At 68.9% G+C, this 10,797-nt stretch carries 7 protein-coding genes, 1 tRNA gene and 4 pseudogenes; 11 read left to right on the plus strand and 1 reads right to left on the minus strand.

Features of this window, described 5'->3' with window-relative positions; genetic code table 11:
* The 11 genes and pseudogenes from ACGFSA_RS19700 to ACGFSA_RS19750 form a co-directional block, all read left to right on the plus strand.
* Nucleotides 1-368 (plus strand): annotated as a pseudogene (locus ACGFSA_RS19700) (RNA helicase); the annotation flags it as partial.
* Between the two features lie 241 nt (nt 369-609).
* Complete coding sequence (locus tag ACGFSA_RS19705) at nt 610-1,923, plus strand: hypothetical protein (protein ID WP_393305813.1); 1,314 nt, start codon at nt 610-612, stop codon at nt 1,921-1,923.
* Between the two features lie 49 nt (nt 1,924-1,972).
* Complete coding sequence (locus ACGFSA_RS19710; RefSeq protein WP_393305837.1) at nt 1,973-2,353, plus strand: FG-GAP repeat domain-containing protein; 381 nt, start codon at nt 1,973-1,975, stop codon at nt 2,351-2,353.
* Between the two features lie 249 nt (nt 2,354-2,602).
* Entirely contained in the window at nt 2,603-4,723 is a 2,121-nt protein-coding gene (locus tag ACGFSA_RS19715; RefSeq protein ID WP_393305815.1) for an FG-GAP-like repeat-containing protein, read from the plus strand.
* A 172-nt stretch (nt 4,724-4,895) separates the two neighbouring features.
* Nucleotides 4,896-5,063 (plus strand): annotated as a pseudogene (locus ACGFSA_RS19720) (FG-GAP-like repeat-containing protein); the annotation flags it as partial.
* An 84-nt stretch (nt 5,064-5,147) separates the two neighbouring features.
* Nucleotides 5,148-5,789: pseudogene (locus tag ACGFSA_RS19725) on the plus strand (amino acid permease); the annotation flags it as partial.
* A 90-nt stretch (nt 5,790-5,879) separates the two neighbouring features.
* A tRNA-Lys gene (locus tag ACGFSA_RS19730) sits at nt 5,880-5,952 on the plus strand.
* 102 nt (nt 5,953-6,054) lie between these two features.
* Entirely contained in the window at nt 6,055-6,597 is a 543-nt protein-coding gene (locus ACGFSA_RS19735; RefSeq protein ID WP_393305817.1) for a plasmid mobilization relaxosome protein MobC, read from the plus strand.
* Between the two features lie 3 nt (nt 6,598-6,600).
* Nucleotides 6,601-7,170 (plus strand): annotated as a pseudogene (locus ACGFSA_RS19740) (mobilization protein); the annotation flags it as partial.
* A gap of 117 nt (nt 7,171-7,287) precedes the next feature.
* Nucleotides 7,288-7,815: a hypothetical protein gene (locus ACGFSA_RS19745; protein ID WP_393305819.1), complete on the plus strand. Its 528-nt coding sequence runs from the start codon at nt 7,288-7,290 to the stop codon at nt 7,813-7,815.
* 69 nt (nt 7,816-7,884) lie between these two features.
* Nucleotides 7,885-8,403: a hypothetical protein gene (locus ACGFSA_RS19750; protein ID WP_393305821.1), complete on the plus strand. Its 519-nt coding sequence runs from the start codon at nt 7,885-7,887 to the stop codon at nt 8,401-8,403.
* 558 nt (nt 8,404-8,961) lie between these two features.
* Here the strand turns inward: ACGFSA_RS19750 and ACGFSA_RS19755 are convergent.
* Nucleotides 8,962-10,641 carry an FG-GAP repeat domain-containing protein gene (locus ACGFSA_RS19755; protein WP_393305823.1) on the minus strand — a complete coding sequence of 560 codons (1,680 nt, stop codon included), beginning with the start codon at nt 10,639-10,641 and terminating at the stop codon, nt 8,962-8,964.
* Nucleotides 10,642-10,797: the final 156 nt, after the last annotated feature.

Consider the following 10,797-nt stretch of genomic DNA (forward strand, 5'->3'; position numbering starts at 1 on the left):
CGTTCAACCGCGACCGTCGTGACGACCGCGGTGGTGACCGTGGTGGTTTCCAGCGTCGTGACGACCGCCCGTCGGGTGGTTTCCGCCGCGACAACGACCGCCCGTCCTTCAACCGGGACAACGACCGCCCGTCGTTCAACCGCGACCGTCGTGACGACCGTCCGGCCGGTGGCTTCCGCTCCGGTGGCAGCGACCGTCCGTTCAACCGCGACCGTCGTGACGACCGTCCGGCCGGTGGCTTCCGCTCCGGTGGCAGCGACCGTCCGACCGGCCGCCGCGACGACCACCGCGGTGGCACGGGCACCGGAACCAACACCGGTTCCTTCGGCCGCCGCGACGACAAGCCGCGCTGGAAGCGCAACGGCTGATCACGGCTGATCCGGTCGTCTGACTGCTGATCAGGGCCCGTACGACACTTCGGTGTCGTACGGGCCCTGAGTCTTTGAACGGGTTCGAAAACCCTTGTCAGGGTGTCGGAGGCTGCTGTTAGAGTCGCCGCATCTGCTCGGGGGTGGTGGTGCGAGCGGTAGCAGCCGCACCACGAAGGACCACAGTGCGTCCACTGAGGACCTCCCCTCGTGCCATGTTTCCCGGGGAGGGACTTTCACCTTGACTCGCTCATCCAGCGGGTGGCGAAGCCGGCGCGCGTCCGGCCGCATCGCCCTCTTGGTCACCCTGGCGATCACCGCCGGGGTCGGTGCGACCACCACAGGGACGGCTGTCGCCGACACGTCCGGCGAGACCGTCGTGGTGAACCCGGGAGCACGCTTCGTGCCCCGCGCCACGCGTGTGCTCAACGCCGGTGAGACCGGCTTCCTGACGGCGCAGGAAGGCGACGACCGCCTGCGCTGGATCGACTACGCCACCGGAACGGCCACCGCCCTGGCGGACCGGCTTCCGAAGCCCCTCGAGTACGACCCGGAGGAAGGCCGTCCCAGGGGCACCTGGCCCACCGGATTCGGCCACGGGTCCGACACCGTGGCGGTCTATTCGGAGAGTCCGAGCCCGCACGTCACGCTGCAGCAGCGCGCGGGGGGCGGGTCGACCACCACCGTCCCGATCCCGGAAGGACAGTCGTACGTCGAGACGTACGGCACGACCGTCATCACCCGCACCGGCACCCAGCGGGCCACGACGAGTCTCCACCTGCTGCGGGCGGAGGCCGACGGGGTCAAGGACCAGCAGCTGCAGGGTCTTCCCGAAGGGTGGAATCTGTCGGCCGGCGACGGTGATGCCCGTTCGGTCGTCGTCCGGGGGATCCTCTGGGAAGACACCACCATGACGAACGGCTGGTGGCTCGTCGACCTCGAGAGCGGGCAGGTCAAGGCGCTGGACGCGCACGCCTCCGCAGTCTCCCTCGGCAAGGACACCCTCCTCCAGGTGGGCTCGTATGCCGCCGAGGTGTTCGACCGGAACGACTTGACGGCCGCGCCCCGGGCGCTGGACCTCAGGAACTTCTCGTACAACATGACGTTCCGGATGCTCGGGAACTCGCTCATCGGGGTCAGTCCCCTCACCGGGGGAAACAACGAGTACCGCGGGGAGCAGCTGTTCCGGATCTCCGACGACGGCCGGCTCGCAGAGGAACTGCTGACGGTCGCCCACACCGGCCTCTCCTGGGCGCCGGACGGTTCCGTCCTGGTCGCCGGAGCCGAGACCCGGACGGACCGCGGCGCCCTCGACTGGGGCTACTACCGGTTCACGGCCGCCGCCGACGGCACCGTGACGCGCAAGCGCGTCGCCGACATCGAGGACATGCCCGCACAGCCCGCAGGCATCTCCCTGGGTAGCGGCATCCTCACCACGGCCGACGACTCGAACCTCTTCCAGCCGCACACGTACATCGGCGGCTACCGCAGTACGTGGCTCAAGACCTCCGGCCGTCCCGAGGAGATCCGGACGACGGTGGACGGGCTCGGGTGACGGCCGGGCGGATCTGCTGGCTCGTGAGACGTCGACCGGCTACCTCTACCTGTACGAGAGCAAGGGTGCCGGGGTCTTCAAGTCGCGAGTGAAGATCGGTACGGGGTGGAAGGGCTACCTTCTCGCCGGTGCGGGTGATCTGGACGGTGACGGCAAGGGTGACCTGCTGGCGCGGGACAAGGCCGGGGTGCTGTGGCGGTACGCCGGGACAGGGACTGGCACGCTGGCGACCCGGGTGAAGGTCGGCGGGGGCTGGCAGATCTACAACTCCCTGGTCGGTGTGGGTGACGCGAGTGGTGACGGCAAGGCCGATTTCCTCGCCCGGGACACGTCCGGGGTGCTGTGGAGCTACCGGGGTGACGGCAAGGGGCTCTTCGCGACTCGGGTGAAGGTCGGCGGCGGCTGGCAGATGTACAAGACCCTGTCCTGACGTGTGACCCCATGTTCGGGGCCCGTACGACACCGACTCGGTGTTGTACGGGCCCTCTCACTTTGAACAGGTTCGAAAATTCCCTGTCGGCACCTGTGCGGCTGCTGTTAAAGTCGGCCCACTTGCATGGGGGTTGGGGCCGGGGGGCTTCCACTTCGCGCAGACCGCGGCACTTGCTGCCGCGTCCTCCTCATGCCCTGTGTGGGTTCCCGGGGAGGGACGCGTATGACATCGGTACGGAAAGGCCTGTTGGCCCCAATACTTGCCGCGGCCGTCGGAGGAGCGGTGCTCCTGCCGCTCAGTACCGGTGCGGCCCGGGCCGAGAGCCCCGGCGCCGAGGTGGGACCGACCCCGGTCACCACGACCGGCGTCTGGGGCCTGGACTTCGGCGGCGGCGTGCTGAACACCGTAGAGCGCGCCGCCAACGGTGAGCAGTACGTCACGTCGCGCCGGATCAGTGCGGACGGGGCGTCCGCGGGCGAGCCGGTGCGCGGGACATTCGCGGGTGAGTACGCGCTCGGGCAGCACCTTGAGCGGGTGCCGTGCGATGCCGGTTCCTGTGTGGCCTTGGTCGCTGCGGGCAACGGCCACTACGGCGTGACCCAGGTGGGGTCCGACGGTCGCGAGACCGTGCAGGTCTGGGTAACTCCCCGCAGTCTCTACTACGTTCCCGACGCCACGTTTCCCGCGACGCGGATCGTGGACCTGACCGGCCGCTACGCGGTCGTCGACGCCGGATCGCCCGCCACGCAGTACATATCCGGGACTCAGAAGTACCGCACGACCCAGGAGGACTGGACGCGCAAGCCCACCGCTGCCGCGGTGTGGGGGACCAGACTCTGGGCGGCGGGCTCCGTCTCCGGCGCGCTCACCTCGATCGACATCGCGCAGAAGAGGGTCATGGAGACGGTCGCCACCGGCGCCCCCTGCGTGATCAAGGAGGTGCGTACGGTCGGACGCTGGGTCTACTGGAACTGCGGGCCGGCCGGCGCGGCCGGCGTGTACGACCGTACGGCGAAGAAGTCCTTCGCCGTACCGTCCGGGCCCGCCCTCGTCGGTGACGGGTTCCTCGTCAGGCACGACCGGGACGCCGGGAAGCTGCTGCTGACCGACTTCCACACCGGTGCGGCCGCCGCGCCCAGGGCGGTGGCCGACCTTCCAGCCGGGAACGCCGCCGACCAGCGGCGGCTGACCTGGGCGGTGGACAAGTTCGGCGGGGACATCGCGTACGTCGATGCCGCGCACTCCATCCACATCGTGCCCAGTGGTGTGCCGGCCCAACCTCTTGCGAAGATCGCTTCCGACGTCAGCGACAGCGACATCGACATGAAGGGCCCGTACGGTGTGCCGACGTGGTCCAGCACCTGGCAGTTCAACAAGCCGGCCACCTGGACGTACACGGTCAAGGACTGGCTCGGCCGTACCGTACGCACCATGGAGGGCGGCCCCGGTACCGAGGCCGACGTCGAATGGGACGGCCGGACCGATGCGGGAGAGCCCACCGGCAACGGCCGACACACCTGGTCCTTGCGGGTGACGGCCGAGGACGGCGCGGGGACGTACACCACCAGCGGTACCGTCTCGGTGGCCGGCGGGAAGGAGGGCTTCCACGACCAGGGCTACTTCAGCCTCGGTGACCTGGTCACCCTCAACTCCACCGGCGGGCTGACCGTCCACTTCGGGCAGAGCGGGGGCCGTTTCGGGGGTAAGTCGTCCGGTTCCGGCTGGCCGGCCGGCACCCTCGCCGTACCGTTCGCGGACACCAACAACGACCACTGCGCCGAACTGCTCGTACGGCTGCCGGGCGGCGAGCTGCGCCAGTACGCTGGCCGCTGCGGCAAGTCGGGGTACACGCCCAACTCCGGACACACCACGATCGGCAAGGGCTGGCAGCAGTACGACGTGCTGACCTCGCCCGGCGACCTGAACGGGGACGGCCGGGCCGACCTCGTCGCCCGCCAGACGGCCACCGGCGATATGTACTTCTACGCAGGAGCGGCCGGCGGGAAGTTCGCGCCCAGGGTCAAGATCTTCGCCAACTGGAAGACGTACGGGCAGATCACAGGCGTCGGCGACATCACCGGTGACGGCCGCCCCGACCTGCTCGGCCACGACCGCGACGGCGGCCTGTGGCGTTACAACGGATTGGGCAACGGCACCTTCGCGCCGCGGGTCAAGGTGTTCTCGGACTGGGGGCGTACCTACAACTCGGTCGTGGGCATCGGTGACCTGAGCGGCGACGGCAAGAACGACATCGTCGTACGCGACTCGGCCGGGAAGCTCTTCCGCAACGACGGCAACGGCAAGGGCTCGTTCGGGCCCCGTACCCAGATCGCCACCGGGTGGCAGGGCTACAAGGGGATCTTCTGATGCGCAGACGTGCAAGCAGAACAACAGCCCGGCGCCGTTCCGGCCGCCTCCTCGCCGTGGTGGCGGCCTCCGGGGCACTGGTCTCGGGGCTGCTCGGCGCCGGAGCGCCGGGCGCGGCGGCGGCCTCCTCCGTGGCTGGAACATCTACAACCAGCTGGTCGGTGTCCGCGACATCTCCGGCGACGGCCGGATGGACCTCATCGGCCGGGACTCCGGCGGTGTGCTCTGGCTCTACCGGGGCACCAGCGACGGAAAGTTCGCGGGCCGTACGCGCATCGGCGGGGGCTGGAACGTGTACACCTCGCTCGCCGGGCGCGGTGACCTCTCCGGTGACGGACGGTCGGACCTGGTGGCGCGGGACAAGGACGGGGTCCTGTGGCTGTACCGCGGCAACGGTAAGGGCGGGTATGCCACCCGCACCCGGGTCGGAGCCCTGAACTCACCGACCGGTGCTCCGCCCGCCCAGATCCTCCTGGACGCCCTCGGTGCCACCACCGGCAAGCTCCCGCTGCTGGTCGTGATCGGCGCGCAGCTGTTCTGCGGGATGGCGTCGGTGACCGCCAACAGCCACATGATCTACGCGTTCTCCCGGGACGGCGCACTCCCGTTCTCCCGCGTCTGGCACACGGTCAGCCCCCGCACCCGCACCCCCGTGGCCGCGGTCTGGCTCGCCACCCGCGGCGCGCTGGCCCTCGGCCTCCCGTACCTGATCAACGTCACCGCGTACGCCGCAGTGACCTCGATCGCGGTGATCGGCCTCTACATCGCGTACGTCATCCCCACCCTGCTCCGCCTCCTGCGCGGCGACGAATTCACCCCGGGTCCCTGGCACCTCGGCCGTTGGTCCCGGCCCATCGGGATCGTCGCGGTGGTGTGGGTGGCGGTCATCACGGTCCTCTTCATGCTGCCGCAGCTGTCCCCCGTCACCTGGGAGACGTTCGACTACGCCCCGATCGCCGTCCTGGCCGTCCTGGGTTTCGCGGCGACGTGGTGGGTCGTGTCGGCCCGCCACTGGTTCCTCAAACCGGATCACAAGCGCACGAGCGCGGGTATTACCGCCGAATGACGACCTCCGGAGACGGCTCGACAGGCCCGGCAGCCGATACCCGATCGGCTGCCGGGCTCGGGCGGGCTATGCTCAGGGGTGATCCGCCAAGGGCCGTTAGCTCAATTGGCAGAGCAGCGGACTTTTAATCCGTTGGTTGTGGGTTCGAGTCCCACACGGCCTACGCGATGCAGGGAGGGAAAACCCCATCTGACCTGCTACTTAGCGCCTCGACTGGCTTCATCCGGTCGGGGCGCTTCGTCGTTCCGGGCCTCTTGCGTGAGCGATGCGTGAGCGGACGGTCCGACAGCAGGCGCTACGGAGGGGGCCTTACGGGCACGTGGCACCAGAGCGGCGGCGGCTTCAGCGACAGCTTTGTCGACCTCGGGCAGCAGGCTCGTGTACGTGTCCGACGTTGAAGGTGATGAACTGCTGCGCGATCGCCGCGTTCAGAGCCGCTCGCAGGGTGCGCCGGCGCGTCGGCCCACTGCGCTTCACCGACGACGAGCACACCAGCCTGCGCGAGGCCGCAGCCGAGCACGGCTACAAGGGCGAATCCGGCTTCGCCGCCGACATCGTCCTCGCCTTCCTCGACGGCCGCTTCACCGCCAACCTCCCCCTGTCCGAGGACCGACGACGCACCCACATGTTCCGTGCCCAGGTCCTGCGCGCCCTCAACCGCGTCGGCGTCAAAGTCAACCAGGTCGCCCGCGCCCTCAATAGCGACTACACCCCGCCTGACATCCGTCAGCGCCTCGACGAACTCCACCACCTGCTCACCCTGGTCGCCGAGGCTTTGCGCCAGCCCACCGACGCGAGGGAGATCTGACCCGTGATCGCCGCCATCAAGCCCGCGGGCTCCAACACGCGCGGTCTGCTCGCCTGCCTCTACGGCCCCGGTCGGCACGACGAACACCTCGATCCGCACCTCGTCGCCGGCTTCGCCATGCTCGGCATGCCCGACCCCGGCCGCGACGAGAACGCCACCCTGACCGAACTCGGCCACTACCTCGACGCGCCCGTACGCCTGCGCAACAGCGAGTTCGGCCAACCCGTCACCGACCACGTCGGCGACCGCACCGGCACCCGCCGGCCGACCCAGGACGAGATGCACAAGGCAGCCCGGCTCGGCTGGGAACAGACCAGCCGCGAGTGGCTTCAGGGCCGTATTCGCGCGGCCATCCCCCACGCCACCACCGCCGAGGAACTCCTCGCCTACCTCGAAGCCGACGGCGTCGCAGTCAAAGCCCGCCGCGCACCGTCTGGAGACCTCATCGGCTACGCCGTCGGCCGCCCCGGCGACCTCAACAAGGACGACGAACAGATCTTCCACCCCGGCGGGAAGGTCGCCCCAGACCTCACCCTGCCCAAACTCAAGGCCCGCCTGGAAACCAGCCGCCCGGGACGGCTGACAGCGTCCAGCGAGCTTCAGATGTCCGGAACCGGCCTTCTGTGGTGTGTGTTCCGCTTGTAGCGTCTGAATCTCATTTCCCGCACCCCGGCCGGTACAGTGCCAGGGGTGCGGGCAGAGCCGGAGAAGACGCTCTTGCGATCAAGACCCGTGGCTGGCGCGTCGCTCATCGGTGCCGCCTTGCTCGCTTTTGCCGTTCCGACCGCGCAGGCCGCGCCGCCGCCGAATCCCGGGCCACCCGAGGTGACGCTGTCGGTCGACGACAGCCCGTCCCTCGAGGCGGTCATCACCTGCACTCTCTACGCCTCGAAGCCCAACCACAGCGGCAGCAAGATCACAGGCACGGGCGGCATCTCTTCCTGTGCTGGCGGAACCCCGGCTAGCTGCAACAGCGAAGTCGACGTCGAGTTCTACAACAACTACTCCAACCAGTGGATGACCGGCGGATCAGGACCGCGTCAGACCAGCTGCCCGCCCCCACTGCGCTCAAGTTCGGCTTCGGCGACTTGCACGAACAAACCCGGTGACCCGAATACCGGCTGGCGAGCCGTGACGGTCGGAACCATCGTTTCCCCCAACGGCACCCACGACTCCGGCACCGCCTACAGCTCCGTCCTGTACGTGCCCTGCGTGTAAGCATGACGGTGTGCCCGCCCAGCCCGTCAGTCGCGGGGCGGGAACAGTCTCGAGGAGACTTCAGCAGCCATGAACAGTGCCCATGACAACGTCGTTTGGCGCGAGTGCCGCGTCCTGAGCCGATGTCTGCTGCCTCTGATCGACCAGGAAACCTGGCGGCGTGATCGCCGACATGACGACTTCCGCGAACGCGGCCTGGACGTGCCCGAAGGAGAGCGATTGCTGGGGACCTTCGCGGCGCTCACCATGCACACCGTCATCCTGGACGCTGCAGCGGCCGGGCGCCCGGCCTTCCTCGAAGCCCTGCACGCCACACCACTGCACGTCATCGCCCAGACCGTCATAAACAGGCGCGACTACGAGTTTCTGGCTGCGGCGCCCGCGCGCGCGGCCGACGACACCGAGGAGCGCGACCTCGCCGTCTTCCGGCTGCTCACCTACCAGACCGGCCACGCGGCGCACGTGTTTGCCTACCTCGGCAGTCAGGTACGCGCCACCTTCGACACCCTAGCCAGCCGCAGCCGGACAACAACCGCAACCTGCGGCGACCTCCGGCAGTGGGCGAGCCAGGCGAAACTCCTTCCGTAGCGACGACTCCGCGCCTGCTACTCGAAGCCGGTTGGTCTGGTCTGCTGAGAAGCCATTTGGAATCCGGCAACGTCGCCTGGAAAGTGAACGATGGTTGGCAGGTTGCCCGGTCGGGATTGCGGATGGCTTCTCAGTTCAGGTCTCATTCACCCCTGTCCACCGCCGCCAAGAGGGCGACCACCACCCACTCCACCCCAGGCCAGAACGTCCCCGTCCCCTGCCGTACCCCCAGACGAAGAGTTGGAAAGCGTGCTGGGCCGCAACGCGCATGGTTGAGCTCGATGCGTGAGCGATGCGTGAGCGGACGCGCTGGCACCACGCACTCAGATCTGGACTGGCCGTCAAGAACAGGTCTCTGACCAGGCATTTCTGGACCAGCGTGGAAGCTGGCGGAAGTCCCGGCAGGACCCTTCCGGGACTTTTGATCCGTTGGTTGTGGGTTCGAGTCCCACACGGCCTACCGGACCCCTCGGGGTCGGAGTCCCCGTTGACCTGTGTCAATGGGGGCTCTGTCATGTCCGGGGCCCCGGAACGCTCACCGGTCGGTGGGCCGGGCACTCAGAACAGCGACTTGTACGTCTGCCAGCCGCTGCCGATCTTCACCCGGGCGGAGAAGATGCCGGAACCCGTGCCGTTGTAGCGCCACAGCACACCGGCCGTGTCCCGCGCCACCAGATCCGTCTTGCCGTCACCACTGACATCACCCACCCCGACCAGGGAGTTGTAGATCTGCCAGCCGCCGCCGACCTTCACCCGGGACCCCAGTGTTCCGGCCCCGGTACCGGGGTACCGCCACAGCACACCCGCGGTGTCCCGGGCCAGCAGATCACCCTTACCGTCACCGTTCAGATCACCCGCACCGGCCAGGAGGTAGCCCTTCCAGCCCGTACCGATCTTCACGCGACCCTTGAAGACACCCGCGCCCGTGCTCTCGTACAGGTAGAGGTAACCGGTCGACGTCTCACGGGCGAGCAGATCCGCCCGCCCGTCACCCGTCAGATCACCCGGCGAGGTCAGCACGTTGTAGATGTTCCAGCCCGAACCGATCACGCGCCTGGGCCCGTTCGGCGCGAACGCCTTGCCGCAAGCCCCGTCGTAGCGCGTCAGCACACCCGAGGAGTCCCGCACCAGTACGTCGTTGCACCGGTCGCCGGACAGATCCCCGAACGGGACGACGACCGAGGTCGCCGGCCAGCCCGCCGCCGACACACCCGTACCGAACCCGCCCGTGCTCGTACCCGTACGCACCGCCAGCGACCCGCCCGACGTCAGGCCGAGCAGATCACCCCGACCGTCACCACTGAAGTCACGCCACTTGGGCAGCGGCTTGGACGGAGTGGGGGGAGCGGGCACGGTGGTGGCGGAGCGCACCTGGGTGGTGGCGTCCCTGGTGTCCTGCGTCCACACGGCGACGGGGCGGTTGCCAGCGTCCACGGCGACCTGGCCCTGGCTGATGCCCTGGGTGTTGGTGCTCAGCCGGACGGGCGCGGTCCAGACCCCGTTCACCCGAGAGGCGGTGTACAGCGCGTATGTAGGGCTGTCGCCGGGAACCTCCTGGCGCCAGACGGCATGCGCGGTGCCGTCCGCGCCCACCGTCAGATCGAATCGGTCGTCCAGCACGTGATTGGTGGAGAGCTGCTTCACGGCGGACCACGTGCCCGTGGCCGCGGACCGTGTGGTGGCAAGCACGAGGACGTTGCCGACGGTGTCGCGGCCGCCCCAGAGTACGGTGATGTCGCCCTCGGGGCCGACGGCCAGGTCCCTTACGGGCAGGGCCCCGACGCCGGGGATCGGCTCTGCGGCTCCCCACGTGCGGCTGTCGGCCGGCCGCTGCGCGAGCATCGTGGACTCGTACGCCGTCCACACCAGCGCGGCCCGGCCGTCCCGGCCCAGTGTCAGCGGGCCGCCGTTCGCGTAGATCCCGGACTCCGGATCCGGAGCGAAGACCGTGACCGGTGCGGACCAGTCCTGGCTGTCGGCCGCCAGGTCGACGACCTTGACGGAGTGGCCGTAGTAAGCGGAGGTCTTCTCGAAGGACACGGTCGCCGTGCCGTCGTCCGCGGACACGAGTTGCAGATTGTCGACGTCCGGCTGTCCCGGCGTGCCGACGTCTATCTGCGCCGGCTGCGACCAGGCGGCACCGGGCGCCGGGCGGACGGACGAGAAGAGGCCGAACCATGACGGGTCGCTCGTCACGTCCTGCCAGACGGCGACGAGCTTCCCGGAGGGGGAACCCACCAGCCGCGCGTCCTGGATGGCGTTGGAGGTGGCGATGTCGGACGGCTTTGACCAGGTGGTGGACTCTGGTGCGCAATTCCGGGTGGGTGGTCAGGCTGTGAGTCGGTAGCTGAGGCGGGTGAGGTTGCTGGTGCGGCTGCGGTCCAGTGGATGCTC

It is taken from the genome of Streptomyces sp. NPDC048496, assembly GCF_043200055.1.
Taxonomy (GTDB): Bacteria; Actinomycetota; Actinomycetes; order Streptomycetales; family Streptomycetaceae; genus Streptomyces.